24 protein-coding genes and 1 pseudogene are annotated in these 25,245 nt (G+C 66.8%); 12 read left to right on the forward strand and 13 right to left on the reverse strand.

Features of this window, described 5'->3' with window-relative positions:
• Window positions 1-102: 102 nt before the first annotated feature.
• The 8 genes from AWB92_RS09885 to AWB92_RS09920 all read right to left on the reverse strand — a co-directional run bounded on the left by AWB92_RS09885 (window position 103) and on the right by AWB92_RS09920 (window position 6,546).
• Complete coding sequence (locus tag AWB92_RS09885) at window positions 103-432, reverse strand: type II toxin-antitoxin system PemK/MazF family toxin (protein ID WP_085185189.1); 330 nt, start codon at window positions 430-432, stop codon at window positions 103-105.
• Between the two features lie 2 nt (window positions 433-434).
• The gene (locus AWB92_RS09890; protein WP_085185190.1) at window positions 435-647 is read right to left on the reverse strand and encodes an antitoxin MazE family protein; all 213 of its coding nucleotides are present in this window, start codon (window positions 645-647) and stop codon (window positions 435-437) included.
• Between the two features lie 82 nt (window positions 648-729).
• Entirely contained in the window at window positions 730-1,473 is a 744-nt protein-coding gene (locus AWB92_RS09895) for a sensor domain-containing protein (RefSeq protein WP_085185191.1), read from the reverse strand.
• Between the two features lie 181 nt (window positions 1,474-1,654).
• Entirely contained in the window at window positions 1,655-2,911 is a 1,257-nt protein-coding gene (locus AWB92_RS09900; protein ID WP_085185192.1) for a hypothetical protein, read from the reverse strand.
• 22 nt (window positions 2,912-2,933) lie between these two features.
• On the reverse strand, window positions 2,934-3,674 hold the full coding sequence (locus AWB92_RS09905; RefSeq protein WP_085185193.1) for an esterase: 741 nt from the start codon (window positions 3,672-3,674) through the stop codon (window positions 2,934-2,936).
• Between the two features lie 51 nt (window positions 3,675-3,725).
• On the reverse strand, window positions 3,726-4,388 hold the full coding sequence (locus tag AWB92_RS09910; protein ID WP_085185194.1) for a hypothetical protein: 663 nt from the start codon (window positions 4,386-4,388) through the stop codon (window positions 3,726-3,728).
• Window positions 4,385-5,344, reverse strand: coding sequence for a hypothetical protein (locus AWB92_RS09915; protein ID WP_142282030.1), 960 nt, complete (start codon window positions 5,342-5,344; stop codon window positions 4,385-4,387). The genes AWB92_RS09910 and AWB92_RS09915 overlap by 4 nt, the downstream gene beginning before the upstream one ends.
• A 14-nt stretch (window positions 5,345-5,358) precedes the next feature.
• Entirely contained in the window at window positions 5,359-6,546 is a 1,188-nt protein-coding gene (locus AWB92_RS09920) for a hypothetical protein (RefSeq protein WP_085185196.1), read from the reverse strand.
• Window positions 6,547-6,741: 195 nt separating this feature from the next.
• Between AWB92_RS09920 and AWB92_RS09925 the strand changes: the two genes are divergently transcribed.
• Window positions 6,742-8,148, forward strand: coding sequence for a serine/threonine-protein kinase (locus tag AWB92_RS09925; protein ID WP_085185338.1), 1,407 nt, complete (start codon window positions 6,742-6,744; stop codon window positions 8,146-8,148).
• A gap of 17 nt (window positions 8,149-8,165) precedes the next feature.
• The gene (locus tag AWB92_RS09930) at window positions 8,166-9,284 is read left to right on the forward strand and encodes a BTAD domain-containing putative transcriptional regulator (RefSeq protein WP_085185340.1); all 1,119 of its coding nucleotides are present in this window, start codon (window positions 8,166-8,168) and stop codon (window positions 9,282-9,284) included.
• Window positions 9,285-9,290: 6 nt separating this feature from the next.
• Here the strand turns inward: AWB92_RS09930 and AWB92_RS09935 are convergent, their stop codons facing one another.
• Both AWB92_RS09935 and AWB92_RS09940 read right to left on the reverse strand, forming a co-directional pair.
• Complete coding sequence (locus AWB92_RS09935; protein ID WP_085185197.1) at window positions 9,291-10,208, reverse strand: DMT family transporter; 918 nt, start codon at window positions 10,206-10,208, stop codon at window positions 9,291-9,293.
• Between the two features lie 138 nt (window positions 10,209-10,346).
• On the reverse strand, window positions 10,347-11,216 hold the full coding sequence (locus tag AWB92_RS09940; protein WP_085185198.1) for an oxidoreductase: 870 nt from the start codon (window positions 11,214-11,216) through the stop codon (window positions 10,347-10,349).
• A gap of 176 nt (window positions 11,217-11,392) precedes the next feature.
• Here AWB92_RS09940 and AWB92_RS09945 point away from each other — a divergent pair, with 176 nt between their 5' ends.
• The gene (locus AWB92_RS09945) at window positions 11,393-12,466 is read left to right on the forward strand and encodes an acylglycerol kinase family protein (RefSeq protein ID WP_241523415.1); all 1,074 of its coding nucleotides are present in this window, start codon (window positions 11,393-11,395) and stop codon (window positions 12,464-12,466) included.
• A 9-nt stretch (window positions 12,467-12,475) separates the two neighbouring features.
• On the opposite strand, the pseudogene AWB92_RS09950 reads toward AWB92_RS09945, so the two are convergent.
• Window positions 12,476-12,718: pseudogene (locus AWB92_RS09950) on the reverse strand (hypothetical protein); the annotation flags it as partial.
• 605 nt (window positions 12,719-13,323) lie between these two features.
• Here AWB92_RS09950 and AWB92_RS09955 point away from each other — a divergent pair.
• The 5 genes from AWB92_RS09955 (at window position 13,324) to AWB92_RS09975 (ending at window position 19,801) form a co-directional block, all read left to right on the forward strand.
• Complete coding sequence (locus AWB92_RS09955; protein ID WP_085185342.1) at window positions 13,324-16,557, forward strand: thioester reductase domain-containing protein; 3,234 nt, start codon at window positions 13,324-13,326, stop codon at window positions 16,555-16,557.
• 19 nt (window positions 16,558-16,576) lie between these two features.
• A complete protein-coding gene (locus AWB92_RS09960; RefSeq protein WP_085185200.1) occupies window positions 16,577-17,485 on the forward strand; it encodes a metal-dependent hydrolase in 909 nt (302 codons plus the stop codon).
• 19 nt (window positions 17,486-17,504) lie between these two features.
• On the forward strand, window positions 17,505-18,410 hold the full coding sequence (locus AWB92_RS09965; RefSeq protein WP_085185201.1) for an alpha/beta fold hydrolase: 906 nt from the start codon (window positions 17,505-17,507) through the stop codon (window positions 18,408-18,410).
• A gap of 4 nt (window positions 18,411-18,414) precedes the next feature.
• Window positions 18,415-19,497 (forward strand): PDR/VanB family oxidoreductase, encoded by a 1,083-nt coding sequence (locus tag AWB92_RS09970; protein WP_085185202.1) that lies wholly within the window; start codon window positions 18,415-18,417, stop codon window positions 19,495-19,497.
• 88 nt (window positions 19,498-19,585) lie between these two features.
• The gene (locus AWB92_RS09975; protein WP_085185203.1) at window positions 19,586-19,801 is read left to right on the forward strand and encodes a DUF3072 domain-containing protein; all 216 of its coding nucleotides are present in this window, start codon (window positions 19,586-19,588) and stop codon (window positions 19,799-19,801) included.
• Here the strand turns inward: AWB92_RS09975 and AWB92_RS09980 are convergent.
• Complete coding sequence (locus tag AWB92_RS09980) at window positions 19,798-20,805, reverse strand: YihY/virulence factor BrkB family protein (protein ID WP_085185204.1); 1,008 nt, start codon at window positions 20,803-20,805, stop codon at window positions 19,798-19,800. The genes AWB92_RS09975 and AWB92_RS09980 overlap by 4 nt on opposite strands.
• 312 nt (window positions 20,806-21,117) lie before the next feature.
• Here AWB92_RS09980 and AWB92_RS09985 point away from each other — a divergent pair, with 312 nt between their 5' ends.
• Window positions 21,118-21,810 carry a type 1 glutamine amidotransferase domain-containing protein gene (locus AWB92_RS09985; protein WP_173817393.1) on the forward strand — a complete coding sequence of 231 codons (693 nt, stop codon included), beginning with the start codon at window positions 21,118-21,120 and terminating at the stop codon, window positions 21,808-21,810.
• A gap of 7 nt (window positions 21,811-21,817) precedes the next feature.
• Here AWB92_RS09985 and AWB92_RS09990 read toward each other — a convergent pair whose 3' ends face one another.
• A complete protein-coding gene (locus AWB92_RS09990) occupies window positions 21,818-23,074 on the reverse strand; it encodes an MFS transporter (protein ID WP_158090372.1) in 1,257 nt (418 codons plus the stop codon).
• Between the two features lie 70 nt (window positions 23,075-23,144).
• Between AWB92_RS09990 and AWB92_RS09995 the strand changes: the two genes are divergently transcribed.
• The 3 genes from AWB92_RS09995 (at window position 23,145) to AWB92_RS10005 (ending at window position 25,244) form a co-directional block, all read left to right on the forward strand.
• Window positions 23,145-24,095: a helix-turn-helix domain-containing protein gene (locus AWB92_RS09995; protein ID WP_085185206.1), complete on the forward strand. Its 951-nt coding sequence runs from the start codon at window positions 23,145-23,147 to the stop codon at window positions 24,093-24,095.
• Between the two features lie 79 nt (window positions 24,096-24,174).
• Window positions 24,175-24,471 carry a hypothetical protein gene (locus tag AWB92_RS30455; protein WP_142282031.1) on the forward strand — a complete coding sequence of 99 codons (297 nt, stop codon included), beginning with the start codon at window positions 24,175-24,177 and terminating at the stop codon, window positions 24,469-24,471.
• Window positions 24,472-24,608: 137 nt separating this feature from the next.
• Complete coding sequence (locus AWB92_RS10005) at window positions 24,609-25,244, forward strand: class I SAM-dependent methyltransferase (RefSeq protein WP_085185207.1); 636 nt, start codon at window positions 24,609-24,611, stop codon at window positions 25,242-25,244.
• Window position 25,245 lies beyond the last annotated feature (1 nt).

Here is a 25,245-nt window from a genome sequence, read left to right on the forward strand (position 1 = left end):
AAGCGGGCTCACCTGCATTTCTGATCGTGCGGGCCTGGGCTTCGGTCTTGGTGCGCAGCAACGTGATCAAAACGGGGCCGGACCTCGCCAGTATTGGGTTTTTCAGGCCGTAAGTCCGAGGAATACCAGCAGCGCGCGGTTGAGCTGAACTAAGTCTCCGTCCGATAGACGACCGACCTGCTGGCTCAGGCTGGAGCGGGGTACCGTCGTCACCTTGTCGAGCATCAGTCGGCTGGCCTGAGCCAAGCCGGTGGTGTCCGAGGGCTCAACAGGTATTCGAAGTAATGGCGCCTCGACGTCGCTCGTCGTGAACGGCACAACGGTTACGGAGGCCGTTGCGTCGAACCGATCATCTTGAATGACCACCACCGGACGTGGTTTCCCGCTGTAAGCACCGCGGGCTGCGGCGGTGTAGATGTCGCCTCGTCGCATGTTTAGGTGGCGTCATCCCAGTCGGCCGAGATCGCGTCGACGAAGGCCTGGTCGTCGAGTTCCTGTTCGCTGGCGGAGACCAGTGCCGATTGGCGGTGCGCTTCACGAACGAACTCAGGGGCGTTCACGTCCGGGACCCAGATTTGGATTGGCCGCAGGCCTCGTTGCCGTAGTCGTTCGCGGTGTCGCCGAACGCGATCTCGGGCAGATGACATAAAGCTATGTTACATGTAACGGCGCCAAGGTGGGGTGGAAGATACGAATCGCATCCGCTGTTGAGTAGGCGCGGTAGCTCGGTCACACCTCCACGGCGGCGGCAATCTTGTTGACGACCTCGCCCGCTTGATCGGTGGTGTCGAATCCACACCACAGCGTGTCGATGACGACGTTGTTGCGCACCCCCACCGCGCGTTGGCACGAGAAGCCGCGGCCGGTGTCGAGGGTCTGCACGAGGCTCAACGTGCTGTCGGTCGCCACCAGTCCGCCGAACTTCCACGCGACCGGGTTGTCGCCGGGTTGGGTGATGGTCAGGGGCCGGTTTGCGCACGCGGCCCACCGCGGCTTGGCCTGGCTGAAGAACTGTTGGGCCACGTCGGCGTCGCGGAACCTAACTACCGCCTGAAGCAGCGCGTGCTTGTTGTGGTCGGCCTTCGCGCGAGCGTTATCAAGGAACTGTCCTTCCAGCGCGACCCAGTTGCTGTCTCGGTAGACGCTGGCCTCGACCGGCGAGTAGGCGTCGAGGCAATTCCGGTCGGAGACCACGTCGTCGCTGTGCGACATCTCGGAGATCGGCCTGCGCAGTGCCATGGCGGTCGTCTGCCCGACGGCGTTGACGTCCTTGGCGCTCAAAAGCAGGTTCGCCAAGCGCGCGTTGAGGATTGGCGCCGGTTGCCAATGGCCCAGGTTCGGCGCCGCCACGGGTCGCCCTGTGGCGGACACCGTGCAGCCGGTCAACATCAGGCACAGGCCCACCGCGGTGACAACCACATAGCGCACACCGGCACCGACGGATCCGGATGCGTTCACTGATGTTGCAGTCATTCGCTGTTCTCCTGCCCGGTCGTCCTCCCGCACAACACCGCAAGTGCGATTTAAATTCACAGTGTGGTCTCGTGTGGCACCGTTTGCGCTCAACTATGAAGTTATGAACAGCAAAAGCGGGTGTGAAATGCCGGTTATGAGCTATCTATGCGTTTTTGCATGAACTCAGAGTGTCGGGTGCCTACTTCCGGGTCGGATAGACGATCGCCTGGGTCACGCTGCCACCGTTGACGGTCGGCCCCAGCAACGCAGTGAACGTGTTGGCCGCGGGGTCGTAGGCCAGCAGCGAAGTGCCGGGACCGCAGCCGGCCTTGGCCACGAGGACCAGCTTGTCACCGCTTACGCCGTCGACGACCACACTGTCGGACAGGCCGGGCACCTTCACTCGGGTGGCGTGCCCGTCGGAAGTCAGGCGGGACAGGAACACGGTGCCGCACCCGCCGATCGACTGCAGGAATGTGCCGCTCGGCAACTGCCATGCGTCCGTGTCACCAAGGTCGCCGCTGAATCCGGGATCGCGGCCATTTCCCGAGTTGACCGCGGTCAGCGCGGTCGGCGTCGTGCCGTCGACGGGCACTTGCCACAGCTGGCCGGTGTGGGAAAAGCGGCCGGTGTCCGTGCAGTTGGCGAGGACCACGGTCGAGGTCCACCACCGAACCGGTGAGCACACGGTGAGGTTCCCGGGCACCGGCAGTTGCTTGCCGGGCGTCCCGTCGCTGCCCATCAGAGCAAGGCCGTCGACGGCGCCAAGGACCAGCTGCGTGCCGTCGGGTGCTGGCAGAGCGCCGCCCGTGTACTCCGGGCCCAGCGGATACGTCAGCTCCTCCTTGCCGGAGAGGTCGACCCGATGGAGGGTGGGCCTATCCGGGTAGTGCCCCCTGCTGATTAGCATGGCGGTGCCGTCGGGGCGCGCGTAGCCGATGGGGCCGCCATCGGCGATGGGGAATGTGGTCTGGTTGCCGTTGCGAAGGTCGACTGCGATGGCCGATTCGTCGTACAAGGACCCGGGTTTGGTCGTGTACATAAGCGCGTGGGTCCGGTCCCCTGACCAGTCGAGCAACCGGGCGGTGGATCCGGGCTGGAACGTGGTGATCGGGTAGCGCCCGCCGGCCGGGTCCACCAGGTACAGCGTCGTGGTGACCTTGTTCGCGTCGGGCTCGTTCGGGTCGCGTTTCTCTCCGGGCCGGTGGCTGATGGCCGGGCTCCACAAGGCGAGCATCCAGCCCGGGCCGACCTGCGACCACGGAATGGTCTGGATCGCGGCCTCGACACCGTGGGCCGCCGGTTGTGTTTCGGCCGCCGGCGCGCCCGACGGGCCATGCGCCGCAGGGATTCCGCTCGACGGCGCGCACCCGGCGGCCAGCACCGCCGCCAGCGCGGCGACGCCGACACGAGCGCGCCATGCGGCGGCTCGTCCTCGAATACCTCTGTGTTTCATGTTGATTCGTTCCTTTCCCGGATCAGCTCAGGATTGATGCGAGTTCGATGCGGGGCACCGCGACTTTGTGTGGTCCCGCGTTGTCATGCACCACTTGGTCTTGGCCGAAGAAGAAGATCACCGCGTCGTCGGTTATCCCGAAGTTTTGGTACGTCGTCGCGTCGAGATCGGCAGCAGGCGCGTCTAATTCGGCCCGCACGATCGGGTTGAGCAGCTCCAGTGGTTTGCTCCCCGGCTTGAACAACGTGTCGAACGTGATGGGGACACGTTTGGCGAGGTCGAAGTTGAACGCCTGGAACGTGGTGTTCGGGTGACCTTCGTGGGCGAAACCGGTATCGTTGTCGATCTTGAGGAGAAGGCTTTGGGTGCGGGCGTCCGGTTTTCCGGAACGATAGGTCTTTGCGGTGACGGAGTACTGATACGGCCGGTTGCGCCCACCGTGCGGCCCGATCTTTACGACCCAGTCGACGAAGTCGTCGCGATTCTTTTTCAGGAATGCGGCGACCGCCGGCATTTCCGGGTAGTCGAGGGGAAAGCTCATGTCGATCGTGTAGCTGGGGGTCGCGCTTCGGACCTGGCAGATCCCTTTGGGTCCAATGGTTCCGCCGAGATCGGTGCACGCCGATTGTCCTTGCGCCGCGGCCGATGCGGTCGCCGTCGTGGACGGGGCCGTCGCTGTGCCGCTGGTCGTGGAGCAGCCCGCCGTTGACATCGCCGCCGCGGCGAGCCCAACCGCCAGGGCTCGGATGAGCAATCTCTTCATGCGTATAAGGCTGCGGGGGAGGCCTTGCGCGATTCTTGCGTGAGCCTTGCGTCAGTTGACGGCCTGAGCTCCGTCGCTCGTCATCGTGAGGTCGCCGCAGCTGATGTTCGCCGCCGAGGTCCACGCCGGGTCTTGAGCCGACGTCGCGGTGACGGTGTCCGAGCGGCCGATCGTCGCCGTCGCGCCATCGAGGTCGATCTCGGTGCGGCGCACGGAAAACAGGGGCGTTCCGTGTTCGTCCCGCAGCTGGAGCAATCCGACCAGGCGGCGGCCGTCGCCGAGGTCGCTGCAGCCAATGCCGTCGCCGTTGCCCCTCCGGTGGCCGCGGTCGAATCGGAATTCCGTGCCCTGCGGGTCGACAACCGGCGTGATGGTGCAGCCAGACACCGTGTATAAAATCGCCTCCCGGCCGGTGTCGACGATGATCTGGTGATTGCCGTCTTGCTGGGCGTCGATCAGCAACGCCGAGCGCCGGATGGGGCTGGCGCTCAATACCTTTGCCTCGCCGTAGCCCTGGGCGGTCGTGATGCCGACGGCCATGTCGTTGATCCACAGCGTGGCCGGCTGGCCGTAGACGTCGCTGACGTCCCTGCTCGCCGCACCGGGCGGCGGCCCGCCCGGTCCGCACCCGGCGTCGGCGATCGCGGGCGGCGCGATGACGACACCGAACGACGCCATCGCGATGGCAACCAGGCCCGACAGCTTCGGCTTCATTTCTGGTCTCCTGGATCAAGTTTGACCACGTTGTGGTTGCCGATGTCGGTGACGTAGACGCTGCCCGTGGCGTCCACCGCGACCGTTACCGGTTGATTGAGGCCACTGAACGGCAGCACGATCGGCTTGTCCGCCCCGGCCGCCAACTTCAGCACCTGCTTGCGTTCGGCGTCGACCACGTACACGCCTCCGGTGGAGTCCACCGCCATGCCTCCGACACCGCCAAGGTCGAGCGGCAGCACCGTTTGGGTGTCCGTGCCCGCCGCCAGCTTCAGCACTTGTTTGAACTCGCCCGCGTACACATTTCCGGCGGCGTCCACCGCCATTCCGCCGAGGCCGAGGATGTGTGTGAACGGCAACACTTTCGGGGTGTGCGACCCTGCCTCGGCCTTCACCACGTTGACACGCCTGCAGCACCCGCCGTCGGGGTACACCCCGCCTCCGTCGGTGCCGTAGGCGCCGCCGGCGGAATCCACTGCGAGAAGTTCGCTGCGCAAGCCGAGATCGGGCAGTGGCAGCACAGTCTGGGGGCTCGACCCCGCCGCCAGCTTCACCAACTGTTCGTGTCCCGCGTCGATGACCCACACGCCGCCCGCGGAGTCCGCCATCAGGTCGGCATTAACGAACTGCGGCAACACCGTTTGGGTGGTCGACCCTGCCGGCAGCTCGATCACGCGGGTGGTCACGGAGGGCAGTCCCGTTTCGCCCTTGGAGTGATGAAGGTCGGTGACGTACACGTTGCCCGCGGTGTCCACCGCCAGACTGTGCGGACTTTCGAGGCCGGTGAACGGCAGCACGGTCTGTCGGGGCGCGGGCGTCCGTCCACTGGGCGAGCTGGTCGACGCCGCGTTGGGGGTGCTCGTTGAGCATGCGGCGCCGAACGTGGCAGTCGCGATGGTCAGCGCCGCTATCAGCAGACGTTTTCTAAGTCGTTGGCGGCGTGCGGTTTTGGTCACGTCGGTCGCCCTCTCTACCGCTGGCCCGGGTAGGGCACCGCTGTGATGACACCGCCGCCGTTGACCGGCGGCCCGAGCAACACGGTAGAGGTGCCTGCGGCGGGGTTGAAGTCGATCAGTGCCTGACCGCCCCCGCACCCGGCCCTGGCCCTGAGCTCGAGGTGGCCGTCGTTGACGCCGAGCACGGTGACGCTGTCGCTTTTCGCCTCGGGCACCGAGACCTTCGATGTGGTGCCGTCGTCGTTGACCTTGGCGAGGAAGATGACGCCGCACGCGCCCGCGGCCTGAACGTACCTGCCGGCGGGGACCTGCCACGCGTTCAAGTCGCCGTAGTCGGGCCCCTTCTGGCCGTTGTTCGGCGCGGTGAGCGCGGTTGGTGTGCCACCGTCGATGGGCACCAGCCACAGCTGCGATCCGGCGGAGCCACTGCAGCGCGTGACGGCGATCGTCGAGTCGGCGTCCCAGAACCGGGTCGGTGTGCACTCCCGCTCCCCAGCGACCGGCAGCGCTTTGCCAACCGCACCGTCGTTGCCCATGAGAGCCAGGCCGGAGGCGGTGCCCAGCACCAGCTGCGTGCCGTCCGGTGTGGACAGATACCCGTCGAAATCCTGACCGACCGGATAGGTCAGCTGATGGTTGCCGGCAAGGTCGACTCGTTCGAGCGACCCGGGCTTCGAGTCCTTCCACTTGTACAGCAGCACCGCCTTGCCGTCGGGGCGGGTGTAGCGCGGGTTGACGCCGGTGCGGTCGACGGTGAACGTCGTCTTCGCGCCGCTGCGAAGGTCGACCTCGGTGAGGACCGTGCGGTCCTTCTCGTCCATGGAGAACAGTGCGCGGCTCCCGTCGCCCGACCAGTCGACCAGCTTCGGGCTTTGACCCTTGCCCGGCGGTGGGAAGGTGGTGATCGGGTAGCGGCCACCGGCAGGGTCGACCAGGTACAGCGTCGTCGTTGCCGTCTCCCAGGTCGGTGCGCCGGGCGGCGGCGTCTCGCCCGTATGCAAGCCGGGAACCGGGCTCCAGACGGCGAGCATCCAGCCAGGACCGACCTGCGACCAGGGGACGGCCCCGAGCGGGGCTTCGACGCCGTGGGCGGCCATCGGCTGGGAGTTTTCGGGTTCGGCGTGCGCGGCCGGTGCCAGGGTGATCGTCGCGGCCGTGGCCATTGCCATCAGCGCGAACGTCGCGCGGGACGTGGTGGTCATATCGGGCTCCTGAAGTACGTGTCCGGGTCTTCTGCCCGGTCACGTAGAGGCTGCGGCGCCGACCTTGCGCGTTTCTTGCGCCAACCTTGTGCACGGCCGACAAGCCGCCGGTGACGGCGCGCGCAGCAAAGAGCTGCACCGCCCGGCCGCCTCGGGAGATACTGCCTCGGTACCCGAGGAATCGAGGCGGTGGTGGTGGACTCGCGCGTCGGTACGACGTTCGGCAAGTACAACCTCACGCGTCTGCTCGGCAAGGGCGGCGGCGGGGTGGTGTACGAGGCGTACGACACCGGCAAAGGCCGGACCGTCGCGCTGAAAATCCTCGCCGACGAGCTCTCGACCAGCGACACGTTTCGGGCCAGGTTCCAGCGCGAGTCCCAGGCGGCGGCGATGCTGCAGGAGCCGCACGTCATTCCGATCCACGACTGGGGCGAGATCGACGGCAGCCTCTACATCGACATGCGCCTGGTGCAGGGCCAGACGCTGCTCGACCTGATCGCTCAGGGCCCGCTCGCGCCCGCCCGGGCGGTGGCCATCATCGGGCAGGTCGCCGCCGCTCTGGACGCGGCGCACGCCGAGGGATTGATTCATCGCGACGTCAAACCGCAGAACATCATCGTCACCCCGGCCGATTTCGTGTATCTGGTCGACTTCGGCATCGCCCAGACCAAGGGCGACCCCCGGCTGACGACCGTCGGGACTCAGATCGGCACGTTGAATTACATGGCGCCCGAACGGTTTAACGACAGGGCGACGACCCCCGCCGTGGACGTCTACTCCCTCGCGTGCGTGTTGTACGAGGCGCTGACCGGAGACGCCCCGTTCGCCGGCGACAGCCTCGAGCACCTGGTAGCGGGCCACCTCGTGTTGCCGCCCCCGCGACCGAGCGTGGTGAATCGGCGCGTTCCAGCGGCGCTCGACGAAGTCGTCGCCCGCGGCATGGCCAAAGACCCCGACGAGCGCTACGGAACGGCGGGTGCCCTCGCCCGCGCGGCGCAGCGCGCGCTGGGCAGCTCGTCGACCGACGGCGACGGCACCCGCCCGTTTACGACCGTCGGCCTGGCGTCAGGCGGCGCGACGGACGAGATCGCCACGGGCGAACTCCCGAAGCGCGGTTCGAGCGGACGCAAGCGGAAATGGCTGCTGCCGACCGTGATTGGGGTCTCGGCCGCCCTGATTCTCGCGGGCATCGGTGTGGCCATCGCGCTCGTCGCCCATTGGCCGAGCGGACAGCCGCAGACCTCGCCACCGCGCGCCGCGGTGCCCCCGCTGATAACAGGACCGGATCTGAGCGTCCTGCATCAGTCCTGCGACCAAGGCTTCTCCCTGCCGACGGCCACCGGGTTCGGCACCCACGCCGGACGCGGGACTCCGGAAACGTCATGCCTTTTCGCCAACAGCGTCCTGACGTCCTATTGGGCTGAATACGGCAACGCCAGCCCGCTGCCTCGGGCCGTCTCGGCACCGGGCGCCGTCGACTGCAAGACCGTTCCCGGCGCCCTGTGCAACGGCTCGAACTTCCTCATGCACTGCCAGCAGCACCCGGGTGACAGCTGGATTACCTGCGTCGGGGGCAGCAGCGCCCGCGTGTACCTCTGGTGACGGCGAAGGGACGCGCGATGGCCGATGACGCTCTCCGGTTCGGGGTGTTGGGACCGTTGCAGTTGTGCGCCAACGGCACCGAGATTGCGCTGGGCCCGGCGAAGCAGCGAGCCGTGCTGGCCGCCCTGCTGATCAATCGAAATCGCACCGTTTCGATCGACTCGCTGATCGACGCGGCGTGGCAACAGCAGCCGCCGCCCGAGGCGCGGGCGAGCCTGCACGCGCACGTGTCTCGGCTTCGTCGACTGATGGGCAGCGCCGCCGTTCTGGTCAGCGCCCAGCCGGGATATCGGCTCAACGTGCCCGACGAGGCATGTGACGTCGGGCGCTTCGCCGTCGAGCAAAAGGCCGGAATCGAGGCGGCCGCGGCCGGCCGGTTCGATCAGGCCAGCCACCACCTGTCGACCGCATTGGCCGAGTGGCGGGGCCCGGTGCTGGAGGACTTGCGCGACTTCGAATTCGTGGAGGCCTTCGCCGCCGGATTGGGGGAGGACAAGCTGGTGGCGCTGACCGCGCGCGCGGAAGCCGAGATCGCTTGCGGGCGAGTCCATTCGGTTATCGGCGAGCTCGAAGCGCTGGTTTCCGAGCACCCTTACCGAGAACCGTTGTGGGCACAGCTGATAACGGCCTACTACCTGAGCGAGCGCCAATACGACGCGCTCGACGCGTACGGCCGGCTGAAGACGACGCTCGCCGACGAGTTGGGCATCGACCCCGGTCCCACTTTGCGGGCCCTGCACCAGCGGATCCTTCGCCAGGAGCCGCTCGACGTCAAACAGGTGGCCCGCGCGACGGCGAAACGTGTTGTCGCGACTCTGCGTAGGCCTACCGAGGACTCACGTGACTCCGTCGTGGCGTACCTGCGCGATGCCGCCGGCGGTCGTCATCCGCTGCGCGGAGCGACGACCAGGATCGGCCGCCTCTCCGACAATGACATCGTCATCGACGACGACACGGTCAGCCGCCACCACGCCGTGATCGTCGACACCGGGAACAGTTTCGTTATCACCGACCTGCAGTCCGCCAACGGCGTCGACGTCGCGGATCGACGAGTCCGCACCAGCGCGACGCTGGCCGGCGGCGACCGCATTAGCATCTGCGGCCACGAATTCACCTTCGAAATGGGTGAAACCTGAACAGCTTCAGGCTTGGGAGGCCGCTTTTGGCCGGTCGGTGAGCTTCACGTCGCGCCCGGCGCCGGCCGCCATCGTCGCGGCCTCGCCCCGAGCCAGGCCGATGGTCGCAACGATCACCACCACTGCGGCCACCGCCAGCAGGAACCAACCTTTGCCGTCGGCGTTCAAAGTCTCGGAAAGCACGGTGATTCCGAGCACCCCGGCGACGACGGGTTTGGCGACGATGATCGTCGGCAGCGACGCGGTGAGCGCTCCGGCGCGATAGGCCGATTGATGGATGATCATCCCGGCGACTCCGGTGAACAGCCAGGCATACAGCTCGGGCGTGTGCCACAGGTCTCCCGCGTGGTGTTCGATGACGTCGACAACGCCCTTCATCAGCACCGAGAACACCGCCAGCAACGAACCGGCCACCGCCGCCAACAGCAATGCCGCGGCCGGACGGTTCGACCAGATCCGGGCGCCCAGCAAGAACAGCAGCAGCGGCGGGCCCATCACGATCGCCACCACCAGCCAGGCTGCGAGCGTGCCGCGCTCCTGGCCACCCGCCGGTTGCCCGACCGCGATCATGACCGCCAATGCCGCGGCCAGCACTATCGCCCACAACCATTCGCCGCGGCTCACCCGATGACGGGTCACCCGCGCGTAGATCGGCAGTGCGAACAGCAGCGCCGTCACCTGAAGCGACATCACCAACAGCACCGATCCCTCGTCGAGGGCCCAGGCCAGCAGAAGGTAACTCGAGATGTCGCCCAAACCGCCTAGCCACCAACGCTTGTCGCGCAGCAACATGCCGAACAGTGTCAGATGACCGACCTGTTTTTCGGTGACCTCCTGCGCGGAGCGCTGCCGAATCACATTGCCAATCGCGGATGCCAGCGCGGCGCACAGGGCGAGCAGAACCGCCAGGTTCGTATCCGACATGGCATAACCTCCTCACCCGAACTCGTTCGCTGTTAGCTGGCTCGCCGTAGCGGACCCGCGCAGCAAGCTGCTGACTGGCTACCCACAAATCTAACCGCGACTCGTGGGAGGGGCGCGTCGACGGCTTCGCGGTCAGCCTCAGAGCGGGAATTTCGTGCCGGTGAGCTGTTCGGACAGCTCCCAGAGCGCAGCGGCAGTGGTTGCGCGCCTGGCCGGCCAATTTCGCCAGGTCGGCTGGCTGCGGCCGTACAGGCCGAACCGAGGGCCGACGAACGTATCGCCCGCCAGGTCTTGCGATGCGGCATACAACGTTTGCCGGGCACCGAAGTCGGCGTCGGTGGACACGAGGCGGTCGACCGCCAACACCGCCGCGTCGCCGAATTTGCGACCCGAGTTGCCCTGCAGGTTCGTGTGCGACCAACCGGGGTGCGCCGCCAGCGCGCGCAGCGGAGAACCGACCGCATCCAGGCGCCGCTGCAGCTCGCTAGTGAACAGCAGGTTGGCCAGCTTCGACTGGCCGTAGGCCAGCCACGCCGAGTACGGCCGGGACTGCCAGTTCAGGTCTTTGCGGCTGATGTAGCCGATGTGGTGTAGCAGCGAAGACACCGTCACAACGCGATCGGTCAGCCTGGGCAGCAACAGGTTGGTCAACGCGAAATGACCGAGGTGATTGGTGCCGATCTGGCCCTCGAACCCGTCGACGGTGAACGCGCGCTTGGTCGCCATGATGCCGGCGTTGTTGACGAGTACGTCGACTCTGTCGACCTGGTCGGCGAAGTGTCGCACCGACGAGAGGTCTTGCAGGTCGAGCCGGCACACCTCGACTTGGCCGGTCATTCGCGCGGCCGCGGCGTCGCCCTTGTCGGTGTTGCGCACCGCCAGGATGACGTGGGCGCCGACCCGCGCCAACTCCCGCGCGGTCACTTCGCCCAGCCCGCCGCTGGCACCGGTGACGATGGCGGTCCGTCCCGAAAACGACGGCAGGTCCGCCGCGGTCCAACCTGACATGGCAGCCACCCTAGCCGCGAAGCGGCAGGGGCCGTCCCGGGCAATGCTTTTGCTCCACCGCGACCGTGCGGAGATTCGCGTCGGCTCGCCCACATCGCCATCGCGGGTATCGTCGCGGAGATGGCCAGCGAAATCCCACGTCCGCGTTGCGGCCGGCGTGAGTCGGGGAGCCCCAGATGCATCTAGGGGTCATCGTCAATCCGCTTGCGCGCAAGAACCGTGCCGCGCGCCACGATGTCGCCGCCGACATGCGCCGCATCGTCGGCCCGTGGGGCGAGGTGTACGAAACCACCTCGGTGGCGGAGCTGCGCAACGCCGTCGGGCACCTATACCCGCGGGTCAGCCACCTGATCAGCGACGGCGGCGACGGGTCGCTGAACTGGTTGATCAACGAAACCCGGCACTGCGTCGACGATCCGGACCGCTGGCCGGCGTTCGTGCCGAGCAATGGCGGCAGCGTCAACGCCGTCGCGCGCAAGGCGCGGGTACGAGGCCGGCCCGAAGCGGTTTTGCGTGCCCTGGTCGCCGCGGCCGAGGCGAATCAGCCTCCGCCGGAAACGTTTCTGGACACCCTGGAGCTCGACGGCGAAACCGCGGACGGCGCAGAGTTTTACCGGCTCTGCTTTGGCCTGGCCGCCGGGGGCGTCGGCAACCGGTTCTACGACAAGTACTACGACAACCACACCCATGGCCGGGCGGACGTTGTTCGGGTAATGGCCCGTTCGTTCGGCGACTACGTGACCAACAAGGTGGTCCCCGGACACTCGAACAAGTCCAACTATGCGACCCGCCTGTTCGCGCCGACGCGCGCGCGTGTCCTGATCGACGGCGTCGAGGTCCCTACGCGGACACACACATTGCTGCACGCCGGCGCGATCGACCTGCACATCGGCGCAGGTTTCCGGCTCTTCCCGAAAGCGGCTGAACCTGGCGCGCTGCACTTCCAAGCCGGGTACCTGAGGCCGTCGAGGATCATCGCGCACCTGCCCGCGGCGCTCCGCAACGGAACGCTTCCCGGTGATCGGGTGCGGGATGTCAACGGCGAAGAGATGATCATCGAGTCCGAGGAGGAGCCGCTGTCGCCCATCATCGACGGCGAGCGTTTCGACGGCATCGTCCGGCTCGTCGCCCGCGCCGGACCCCGAATCCGCATCGCACAGGTCGGTCGCCAACTACCGGCCGCGCTCGACGCGACGCCGCTGCGTGACGCAGTGGCCCGCGGAATCGATTCGCGGCGTTTGGAATCCTGACGACGGGCGCTACCGCTTGGCCTGGATGCTGCGCGTGATCTGGGCCGCGAGTTTGGGGTCGGTAAGCAGTTGGTCGACGAGCGTGGCGAGCACCTCTTGCCCAGTGACGCGGGCGACGCCGAGGCGGTCGGCGGCCTCTCGCTGCCAAATGTCGAGAGCTCGATGCTGGGCGGGCGTAAGGTCAACCGTTCGTCGGGTGCGGGGATTACGTGTGCGCCCGACCGCGAAGCGATCGGTCGGCGCCGCGGCCATGCGGTCCGGAGTGCTCATGGGTGACTCTCTCGTCGTAGCCGGTAGGCGATTGATCAGTAAGTCAGTTTCAGTATATCCGTAGGTTCTGAGTCCTGCCCCGGTCGCGTCGCCGCTGCGCCCATCTAGCTCACGCCTCGAATTGCGGTCGTCATTCGGCCGGCCTTGGGCGTGTTGGAAAAGCAACTCCGCAATAGCGGCGAATTTGCAAAGGGGCCCTTTCTGGCCGGCTTATCAGAACGGCGTCATTGGCCGGCCGCGCCCGGGCTGCGTCGTTGCGTACGGAACGTCGTATGTCCGTAGGTCAGTATCCGCGTATCGTTGCCCCACCAGGGTTTATCACGGAGCCAGGGCGCACTGAACTACTGAAACCAGTATCCACATAAACAATTCCTGGCTACCCCGAAATTGCCCGCGCTGTGGGATGCGTCACGCGCACCTGTGAAATCCGTGTGTGGCATCGAAATGGCTTTGCGAGACACCGATTAACGGCGCTACCGTGAGTGAATTACGACGTAACCAGTTCTTCTTTTGATTTCGGCTAAATCGGGCCACCAACCTGGAAGGGGAGTGACTCCGTGACGGAGACCCTGATCGACTACCTGCAGATGTGGGAAGCGCGGAAACCGGACCAGACCCTCTTCCGGTTCGTCGATGCCGACGGCCACGAGCTCGAGCATTACACATTCCGAAGCTTCGCGGAGCGGACGCGCGAGCTGGCCGCCTACCTGTCCACCGAAGCCGGGCTCCGGCCGGGAGATCGGGCACTACTGGTCTACACGCCCGGTCTGGAGATGGTGGCCGCGTTCTACGCCTGCGCGCGCCTCGGAGTCATCGCCGTCCCGGTAAGCCCCCCGCTGCCCATGGCTTTCGAGTCGGGGCTGGCGAAGCTCAGCTTCATCGCCCGGGACTGCCAAGCCAAGGCGGTGCTGTCGACCAAGCAACTCGAGTCCGACTTCCGTCAGCTGCTCGACCACCGGCAGGGCGCGATGCCTTGGCCCGACGCCGAGAGGCTTCCGGAGCTCCCGTGGGTCGCGACCGACGGGACGCGCAACTTCGGCGGTGCTCCCGTCGCCGACAAGCCCGGCCGAGTGCTCTTCCTGCAGTACACATCCGGTTCCACCAACGATCCCAAGGGTGTGGTGGTGACCCACGCCAACGTCATCGCCAACGCGTCGGCCTTCCCCGACAGCGAGGTGGTGGTCAGCTGGCTGCCGCAGCACCACGACATGGGCTTGATCTCTGCCTACCTGTTCATCGTGGTGATCGGTGGCAGCACGCACGCGATGTCACCGGAGGACTTCCTGAAGCGGCCCGCATCCTGGCTGCGGCTCATCAGCGAGGTGCGCGCCACCCGCACGCCCGCGCCGAACTTCGCGCTCGAGTACTGCCTGCGTGAGGACAAGCTTCCGGCGTCGCATCTCGACGGCATCGATTTGAGCAGCCTCGAGTCGATGCTCATCGGGGCAGAGCCGTTGCGGGCCAAGACGTTTACCCGCTTCCGGGAGCGCTTCGCCCCCTATGGACTGCGGCCCGACGCCGTCACCGGCGCCTACGGCCTGGCCGAGAACACCCTGATCGTGTCCGTGCGGGGCCGCCAGACGCTGGCCGTGAACAAGCGGGCCCTGCAGCAGAACGTGGTTCGAGTTGAAAAGGCCCTGCCGGAGAACAACAACCAGACCCCCCTGGTGAGCAGCGGCAAGCCCGCCGAAGGGAATGTCGTTCGCATCGTCGACCCCGAATCCCGGCAGGCGCTGGGCCAGGGCAAGGTCGGCGAGATCTGGCTGGACGGACCGTCCAAGGGGGGCGGCTACTGGCATCGCCCCGAGGCCAGCGCGGAAACCTTCGGCGCTCGCATCGCCGGCGATGATGAGCACACCTATTTGCGGACGGGCGATCTCGGCTTCCTCTACGAGGGCGAGCTGTTCGTCTGCGGCCGGACCAAGGACCTGATCATCGTCCGCGGCGTCAACTGCTACCCGTCGGACATCGAAGCCGTCGTGGAACGGTCCGCCCCGCAAGTCCGGCATGGCTGCGTCGCCGCGTTCGCGGTCGAACGCGAGGAGTCCGAGGCGGAGGAAGCGTTGGTCGTGGTCGCCGAGGTGCGCGACGGAAACGACCTCCCGGACGGCAAGGCCCTGGCGCGAGCGATCCGCAGGCACGGCCACATCGATCCGCACACGATCGTGTTCGCGCCGCCGCGCAGCATCCCGAAGACCACCTCGGGAAAGATCAGGCGTTCACAGACCCGCCAGCTATGGCTGGACGGCAAGCTGCCCGCGCTGGCGAGCTGGGTTAACCAGACGGCCCACCACACCCACAACGGGCCGGACGCCGGCGCGGGCCCCCTCGCACGCTTCCAAAACCTCATCGAGAGCTACGACCTCACCGGCTACGAAGATTGCTCCTTCGCCGATCTCGGGATCGACTCGCTGGCTCTGGCGGAGCTGCGCGCGGACCTACAGGCGCTGCTGGAAGAGCACGGGGCGGGGGAGTTGGCCGAAGAGGTCAACACGCGCCTGCTTCAGCGCCTGACCGTCGCCGAGTTCTTCCGGCTCATGCGGCAATTCGGTGATCGGTCCGGGCAGCCCGTGGAGGCACTGCGGCAGGCGCTGGACCAGATCTCCGCCAGGTACGAGGCGCAGGAGATCGAGCAGATGCGCGCCGATGCGCGGCTGCCCCTGCCGGCGCTGCCGATCGCGCAATCGGGCCCGGCGAGCGACATCCTGCTCACCGGGGCGACCGGATTCCTGGGGCCGTTCTTGGTGAACAGCCTGCTGGGCCAGACTTCCTACACGATCCACGCGTTGGTCCGCGCCACGGACGCGGCCCACGGGCTGGACCGGATCGTCGCCTCGCTGCGCCGCGCCCAGCTGTGGTCCCCGGCTCTGGAAGCCGAGGTTCGGGCGCGGGTGCGAGTGATCTGCGGTGACCTCGCCGAGCCCCACCTGGGCATCGGTGAGGCGGCGTTCCTGCGACTGGCCGAAAGCGTCGACGCGATCGTCCACAACGGCGCCTTGGTCAACTACGTCAGGACCTACGACGCGCTGCGCGCGGCCAATGTGATTGGCACACATGAGCTTTTGCGCCTGGCGATGACCGCTCACCGCAAGACCTTCCACCTGATTTCCAGCACGTTCATCTACGGCTGGAGCACCGAGCCGGTGGTCGGGGAATGGGATGCCAACACCAAGATGAGCGGTCTGGACTTCGGCTACTCGCAGACCAAATGGGTCGCCGAGCAGTTGGTCCTGGCAGCGCAGCGGCAAGGGCTCGACGTGCGCATCTTCCGGCCCTCGCTGATCTCGCCCACCCGCGCGGGTTTCGGCAGCGAGGACGACATCCTGGTGCGCCTGACCGCGTTCATGATCGAGCACGGGGTGGCCGTCAACGCGCTCAACCAACTCAGCATGCTGCCGGCGGACCTGATCGCCGATCACATTGTCGCGCTGATGGACCTCCCCCCCGAGGCCGGCAGCGTCTTTAACATGACCGCGGATGACTACTACAACCTGACCGACATCACGCGGATCCTGTCGGAACGCTACGGCTACCGCTTCGAGTACCACGACATCCCGTCCTTCACCGAGCAGCTGAACCGCCGGTGCACGCCGCGCGATCAGCTCTATCCGCTGGTCGATTTCCTCACCCGGTCGGCGGACAAGATCGCGGCGATGCGGGAAAAGCGTTACGACAACACCCAATACCGGCACGCTCGCACGCTGGCCAAGGTTCATCTGCGGGAGCCGGCCCTGACGAAGACGGTCGAGAATCTCGTGCGGTTCTTGCGTCAGGAGGGCCTGATCACCGAGGCTGAGGGGGAGGCGCAACGCAGTGCCTAGCGACGTTGGGGGGTCCACCATGTTCAAGGTCGATGACCAGGCGACGGGTCCACACGACGCATCCCTCGATCACGAGCGGATCGTTCTGCAGGCGCGTGACGTTGACTTCGACTGGGCGGCGCTGCCGTTCTACTACGTGCCCAACGAGCCCTTCACCACCCATTTCTGCAACGTCCTACACCTGCTGCTGCCCGCGGGCGAGGAGTTCATCGTCGAGGCGTTCAAGAGCACCCTGCCGCTGATCAAGGACGATCAGCTGCGGTTGGACGTTCAGGGGTTCATCAGCCAGGAGGCGATGCATTCCCAGGCGCACGCGGGGGTGCTCGGGCACTTCGCGGCCAAGGGCATCGACGTGACACCGTTCACCGACCAAATGGCCTGGCTGTTCCAGCGGCTCATCGGCGACCGGCCCCAGTGGAGCCGGCGACGACGCGAAAGCTGGTTGCTCGAACGGGTTTCGATGGTGGCCGCCCTCGAGCACTACACCGCCATCCTGGGTGAATGGATCCTCGACACGCCGCAACACGACGCCTTGGGCACCGACCCGGTGATGCTGGACTTGCTGCGCTGGCACGGCGCGGAAGAAGTCGAACACAAGGCCGTCGCGTTCGACACCATGAAGCATCTGCGCGCGGGCTACTGGCGGCAGGTACGGACCCAACTACTGATCACGCCGGCGCTGTTGTGGTTGTTCGTCCGCGGCGTCCGGTTCATGTACTCCGTCGACCCGAACCTGCCGCCGGGGACCAAACCGCGCTGGCGGGATTATTTCCGCGCGGCGCGACGGGGATTGGTACCCGGCCCATTTGAGTTCCTGGGCGTCATCGGCGCCTACTACCGGCCGAGCTTTCACCCTTCCCAACTGGGTGGGGTGGGACGTGCGGTCGACTACTTGGCCAGATCGCCCGCCGCGCGGGCGTCGCACTGAGCCCGCGGAGAACTCGAGCATGACCTATACCAGCACCGTGACCGCCTCCGACGGGGTGGCGCTCGCCGTGCACGCGCACACCGGAATCGACCCCGAGCGGCCGACCATATTGGCGATCCACGGTTACCCGGACAACCACCACGTATGGGACGGCGTCGCCTGGGGACTCGCCGACCGGTACAACTTCGTCGCGTTCGACGTGCGTGGCGCCGGCGAATCCTCAACGCCGGCAAATCGATCGGGCTATCACCTCAACCAGCTGGTCGATGACATCGACTCGGTGATCGACAGCCTAGGTGTCGACGAGGTCCACCTGCTGGCCCACGATTGGGGATCGATTCAGGGTTGGGCCGCGGTCACCGACGAGACGGTGATGGGCAAAATCGCCTCGTTCACGTCGATCTCGGGGCCGCACCTGAACTACGCGGGCCGGTTTCTGCGGTCGGCACGTACGCCCCGCGCCGTGCCCGACGTCGTCAAACAGGTTCTGGCTTCGTCGTATATCTGGTTCTTTCTGTGTCCGGGTGCGCCCGAGGTGGCGATTCGATCCCGCGTGACCGTGAAAGTCTTTGAGGCGGTTGAGCTTATCGGCCGCTCCAGGCGCCGCGGCCAACGGCGTGCGGCGTCGATCCGCTCGATCGATGACTACCTCAACGGGCTCAACCTGTACCGTGCCAACATGCCTGCGCCGATTTTGGCGCCGCCGGAAAGGCTGCCGCAGACCGAAGTCCCGGTGCAGGTGCTGGTGGCTCGCAAAGACTATTTCGTCAGCCCTGCCCTGCAGCGGTTCACCGGCTCGATACCGCCCGAGGGCAGGATCGTCTCTATCGAGGGCGGCCACTGGGTGGTCGCCTCGCATCCCGACGTCGTCGCCCGGTATACGGGCGAGTGGGTCAAGCTGACCTCCGGAGTTCGGCAGGCATAGGAAATTGACTGTGGCAGAGAGTATTTGGGCGAGCAGACCAGTCGACCTCTACGGTCGCCGCAAGCGCGACCGCAGCTACACCGCGTTGTGGGGTGTGGGTTCGCTCTTCGGCGGCTTCGCGTCGGCGTCGCGATGGACTCCGTCGCGGATATCGCCGGTGCAACGGACCGTCACCGCGGCGGTGATCAAACGTGAGCTTCTCACGCCCGACGTGGTCGCATTGACATTGGCCGATCCCCAAGGCGGATTGCTGCCGTCCTGGACTCCTGGCGCGCACATCGACGTTCGGCTGCCCTCGGGTCGCCGCCGGCAGTATTCGCTGTGCGGTCCGCCCGGGCGGCGCACCGACTACCGCATCGCGGTGCGCCGGATCGCCGACGGCGGCGGCGGTTCCATCGAGATGCACGACGCGTTCGACGTGGGCGACACGTTGGAGTTCGAGGGCCCGCGCAACGCCTTCTATCTCGTCACCGACGAACGTGACATCTTGTTCATCATCGGCGGCATCGGGGTGACGCCCATCCTGCCCATGATCCGGCTGGCTCATCAGCACGGAATCAACTGGCGCGCAATCTATGCCGGCAGGCGACGCGACCACATGCCGCTGCTGGACGAGGTGCTGGCGGTGGACGCCGATCGGGTCACCGTCTGGGCCGACGACGAGCGGGGCCGCTTCCCGACCACCGAGGAGCTCCTGGCCGGCGCGGGCCCGGCGACGGCCGTGTATATCTGCGCGCCAACCGCCGTGCTCGAAGCGGTTCGTGCGGCCCGGGACTCTCACGTTGACGCGCCACTGCACTACGAGCGGTTCAGCCCGCCGCCGGTCGTCGACGGTGTCCCGTTCGAACTCGAACTGGCGCGATCCAAACAGGTGCTCAGCGTGCCGGCGAACCGGTCGGCGCTCGCCGTCATGCTCGACCGCGAACCGGCGACCGCGTATTCGTGCCAGCAAGGGTTCTGCGGGACATGCAAGGTCAAGGTGCTTGGGGGGCAGGTCGATCGCCGGGGCCGAACCGTGGAAGGCGACGACGAAATGCTGGTCTGCGTGTCCCGGGCGACAAGTGACCGGGTGGTGATCGACGCCTGACGGCCGGCTACGACCCGGCGCCGAGCGCGAAGGCGAACTTTCGCCGGCGGCACGTTTCGAACACGCGTGCGATGGTTATCTCTAGTGCATGACTGACGACACGCAACAGGCCCCGCGCGAGACTCCCGAGAAGGACAGATCCGAGTGGGTAACCGGCGACGAGCCGATGACGGGACCCCAGCGCAGCTATCTACATACGCTGGCCCAGGAGGCGGGTCGCGACGTTCCCGACGACATGACGAAAGCGCAAGCCTCGGAGCTGATCGATGAATTGCAACAACAGACGGGACGGGGCGCCAACTAGCCGGCGGGCCGGCTACGGACGGCCGGCGTCTGCTGATCGCCTTCCTTGCGGGTGAGGTCGCGGAACCTGACGCTGACTCGCTGAAAGCCCTTCACGCGCTCGGCTTTTGCTCTCTTGGCGTAGGTCTTCCGGTCGGCCTCGGTGAGATCCGCGTCCTCGACGAACGGGGTGAGCAATGCGCGCGGGTATAGCCGCTCCACGAGAACGACGTTGATCTCGGCGCACAGGACCAGCGTCGTCGCGATGAGGTACAAGAACGCCAGCAGCCCCAGCACCAAGGCGAAGACGCTGTTGGTGGCGCTGGCCGTCTTGACCGTGTGCGCAACGTAACCGGCGCCGAACCGCTGCAGGATCTGCCAAATGAACGCCGCCGCAAGCGCTCCCGGCCAAACCTGGCGGTAGCTGAGCTGGCGGGCGGTGGTCACGCGAAACGCCACCAGGCAGATCAGACCGTTGATGGCTATGGCGGCGAGCGTGAGGCCGAACTTTCCCACGAACCCGAGGGAGCCCGTGGCCTGGCCGATCGCGGACAGGACGGTGGACGCGACGGCAGCCGAACCGAGAACCAACAACAACAGCGCGCTGCGCACGCGCGACAGTATTGGGTTGGGGCGCTTGTTCCTTGGCACGGCCCACACGGAGTCCATCGCGTTCTGCACCGCCTGTCCGACGCCCAGGCCGCCATAGAGTGCGCCTGCGATGCCGACGACCACAGCGACGGTCCCGCCGCTGAGCCCCTCGGGCTGATGCAATTGGCTTCCGATGACGGGGAATTGGCTCAACGTGCTGTGCAGCACCTGCTCCTGCAGGTCGGGGCGTCCGGCCAGAATCACCCCCAGCCCGGTCGTCAGCAGGAGCAGCAGTGGGAACAGCGACACGAACCCGTAATAGGTGATCAAGGCCGACAGATAGCCGCCTTGGTCGTCCAGGTATTTATAGATGACGGCGATGGTTACGCCGACGGGGCGGTTCCGCCGCTGCAGCCTGTCCAGCCAGCCGACCATGCGTGCTCACTTCATTTCTCAAGCCGACACCCAATCGATGGGATGACCAGGTCATACCCAGATTCTTGAGGTGTCAATCCACCGCCCTGACTCCTCGCTCCCTTCGTGCGGCCCCACTGTTCGTAGATGCAGCGAGTCTAGGCCTGATGGCGAACTTATTGCGTTGGCGCACAAGCGATTCCCGATCCGCCGCGCGGGCCTGCAACGGCCATGCACCGATTGCCGTCGGCTGCGGGACCACATAGACTTTTGCCGTCGGTATGCCCGCACGACTTCCCAGAGGCCCGCCGGCTCAAACGGAGGGATCGGCTGATGGCCAAAGTCCTGTTCGTCATGACCGCAACAAGTTTCTGGACCCTCAAGGACGGGACCAGGCACCCGACGGGTTACTGGGCCGAGGAGTTCGCGGCCCCGTATAGCGCGTTCAGCGGCGCCGGCCACGAAATCGTGGTGGCGACTCCCGGTGGCGTGGTGCCCTACGTGGACGTGATGAGCCTTCGTCCGTCGATGGCCGGCGGCGAGGAGATCGCCCGTCAGCTCGAAGAGATTCTGCGGTCCGCCGAAGAGTTGCGCAGGCCAATCGAACTGGCCGACGCGCGCCTGGATGACTACGACGCGGTGTATTACCCCGGCGGGCACGGCCCGATGGAGGACCTGTGGCGGGACGCCGACTCGGGTCGGCTGCTCACCGCCGCCCTCGCGTCGGGTAAACCCCTCGCCATCGTGTGCCATGCGCCGGTCGCAATGCTGGCCACCCGGCGCAACGGCGTCTCGCCCTTCGCCGGCTACCGGGTCACCGCCTTCACCAACGACGAGGAGGACGGTGTCGGCTTGCGTGAGACGGCGCCCTGGACGGCCGAGGACGAACTGGTCAAGATGGGCGTCGACTTCGTCCGCGGCGAGATCTGGAAGCCTTTCACCGTCGTCGACCGAAACCTGTACACCGGGCAAAACCCCGCCTCGGCGGGGCCGCTCGCGCAGGAATTGCTGAAAGTCCTCAAATAGGAAGTCCTCAACTGGGCGCGGACGCGAGCGCTCGGCCGTCCACGTCGGTGTTCGGTCCGCTCGACGCGCGGCGCCGGCGACCCCACCGGCGTCCCACGCTCAGCCACAGCAGCGATGCGAACGCGGCCGCAGTCACCACACACAACCCCGTCATGGCAGACCAGCCGAGGTGCGCGTGGCCGAGCGTGAGCAGATACGGCACCGCAAATCCGAGGTAACTCAACGCTTGATAGGCGGACGTCGCGACCCCAAGCCGGGCCGGCTCGGCCACGCGTTGGATGTCGGCCAGACCCGCGAACTGGGTGACGCCATACGCGGCGCCCAGCACCGCCGCGGCGATCAGTACCGCCCACACGCTGGACGCGGACGCGGCCCATACGGCGACGATCAACGCGCCGACGGCGATCAGCATGGCCGGCGTGAGGATTCCGGACCGGGCGTCGGGGCGCAGGCGGGCCGCCAGCGGCTGGACGAGCACTCCGGCCACCGCCGGGATGGCTGTCGCGACCGCGGCGAAGGTCAACGGTTGCGAACCCGCCCGATCTGCGACCAGAGCCGGCAGGTACGCCAGCGCGATGGCGGCGGTCCCGAATACCCAAGGCGCGAAGGGCGCTGACACCGCCAGCAAATGCTTCGCCAGCGACTCCTCGCGATCGGCACGGCTTTGGGTGCTTGCCGTCGGCGCGACACCGCCCGATGCGTCGCCGCCGGCCCGGTTCACCGCGAAGAGCGCCAGCACCGAGAGCGCGATCTGGGGCACGTAGGGCCACAGCTCGGGACGCGAAACCTGTTGCGCGATAAGCCCCGCGACCAGCGGGCCCCCGGCGAAGCCGATCGTCATCGCGATCGTCGCGCGCCGGGCCCCCGCCTGGTGATGAGCGTGCGACGACGACAGCTCCTTGATCCACGCGGCACCGGTTCCGAACGCCAGGCCGCTGCTGATTCCGGCCAGCAGCCGCCCCGGGAACAGGAGGCCATGCCGCGCCGAACCCGCCATCAGGACGGCCGAGGCGGCCAGTGACACCACCAACGCCGTCATCACCACGACGCGGCGCCCCGCCCGGTCCGACCACCGGCCACCCACCAGGAGCGCCGGGACCAGACCCACCGCGTAGAGCCCGAACATCACCTCCGTCGCGGCGACGGAGACGCCGCGCTGCTGATACAGCACGATCAGGGGCGCGAATTGGTTTGCGCCCCAACCGATTGCCGCGACGGCGGCGGCGGGCCGCAGCCAGTCCTTCATGGGGGTTCTCCGAGTCATGCCTTCAGCATCAGGCCCACGGCAGCGACACACCAGTGGCCGATATGACACAAACCGTACAATTTCGGTCATGGCCCATGTTGTGGCGATCGCACTGAGTGACCAGGTGCCGATCTTCGAGCTCGCAGCGCCGTGCGCGATCTTCGGCACCAACCGGTCGGACCTGGCGGGGGACTGGTATGAGCTCAGGGTGTGCAGCCCGTTCGCGGGCGCACGCGTGGACCGCTGGTTCACCACGACGACGCCCTATACCTACGCCGACCTCGTCGCCGCCGACACCGTCATCGTCCCCGCCTGCCACGACGACGCCCTGGAGCCGCCGCGCGATCTGGTGGACGCGATCAGGCTGGCGTCGCAGCGGGGTGCCCGGGTCGCGTCCATCTGCACCGGCGCTTTCGTCCTAGCGGCGGCCGGTCTCCTCGATGGCCGGCGCGCGGCGACCCACTGGATGCACGCGGGCACGCTTGCCGAGCGCTACCCCAAGATCCGGGTGGACTCGGCGGCCCTGTACGTCGACGAAGGCGACGTGCTCACCTCCGCGGGGAAATCCGCCGGCACCGACCTGTGTCTGCACATGGTGCGACGGGATTACGGCGCGACGGTTGCCAATCAGGTTGCGCGACGGCTGGTGTCGCCGCCGCACCGCGAAGGACACCAGCGTCAATACGCGAACCCGATACCCGAGACCGCCAGCAATGACGTCGTCGGGGACACGATGGACTGGGCGCTAACGCATCTCGACGAACCCCTGACCGTCGAGGGGCTCGCCCGGCGATCCGGCGTGAGCGTCAGAACCCTTCACCGACAACTGGTTACGCGGACCGGAAGTACGCCCCTCGATTGGCTGAACGGTCAACGCGTGCGCCGAGCGCAACAGCTCCTGGAAACTACCGATTTACCCATCGAGCGCATCGCAACCGACTGCGGCTTCGGCAGCGCCGCCACGCTGCGACGGCACTTCCGGGACACGCTTGCCACCACGCCGGACGCTTACCGGCGCACCTTCACCACCGCCGGATGACCTGAAAATCGCAAAAATGCCGGTAAACACCCGTGCGGAGCGATTAAATCGGTAGGCATACGGCATGAGGAGGACCGACATGACCAAAACAAGGGATCTTCGAACGCGTTGCGCCATTGGCGCGTTCGCGCTCGCGTTGGTGGGGTTGCCTGCGATCGCGATCGCCGCGCCGGCGATCAGCAGGGCCGACGATCCGCCCCCCTGCGCGCCGGGGTGGGCGTGGAGCGTCGACTTGAATCAATGCGTGTTCGTGCTCCCCGCGGCAAATGGGCCCGGCGGCCCGGGCGGGCCCGGCGGTCCGGGTGGCCCGGGCGGCCCCGGCGGGCCTGGGTTACCGGGCAGTCCCGCCGGACCGGGCGGTCCCGGCCGGCACTAGCCCGGCCCGGCGTTTGCGTGTGAATCCTGGTCTTACTCTGTGCATCCTGGGCGGGAAAGCGGCCGAGATTTCGCCCTGGGCACCCACGCAAAGCCGCCAGCGCACACTGACGCGGCGACCAAGGCCATACTGGGCGGATGACGTCAGCTCAGCGCCGCGGGCTCAACGATGCGGTCACCCGGATGTGGAGCTTCCTTGCCCCCGCCTACGACCTGCCTTTTCTGCAGCGGTGGGTGTACCGCCCGCCACACGACGAGGTGATCGCGCAATTGCGCGCCCACAACTGCCGCAAGATCGCTGACATCGCTTGCGGCACAGGCATTCTCAGCGATCGAATCGAGCGTGAACTGCATCCCGGCGAGATCTATGGCGTCGACATGTCCGACGGCATGCTGGCCCAGGCGCGCGCCCGGTCCGACCGGGTGCAGTGGCGGCGCGGCCCTGCCGAGCAGCTGCCCTTCGCCGACGGGTCCCTCGACGCCGTCGTGACGACGTCGGCCTTTCACTTCTTCGACCAACCCGCGGCCCTGCGGGAATTCCATCGCGTGCTGGCCTCCGGCGGGCTGGTGGCCGTCTCGGCCCTAAGCACCCGGCAACCGATGTTGCAGGCTCCCGCGACCAATCGGTGGAAACCACAGCACAACGCGTCGCCGGCCGAGATGCGGACTTTGTTCGAGGACGCCGGGTTTACCATCAGCGATCAACACCGCATTCAACGGCCGCTGTGGACGCGGGTCGTGTCGGACCTGATCACCGTCGGCACCAAGAGCTAGC

This window comes from Mycobacterium sp. IEC1808, from assembly GCF_002101935.1.
In the GTDB taxonomy this organism is placed as follows: Bacteria; Actinomycetota; Actinomycetes; order Mycobacteriales; family Mycobacteriaceae; genus Mycobacterium.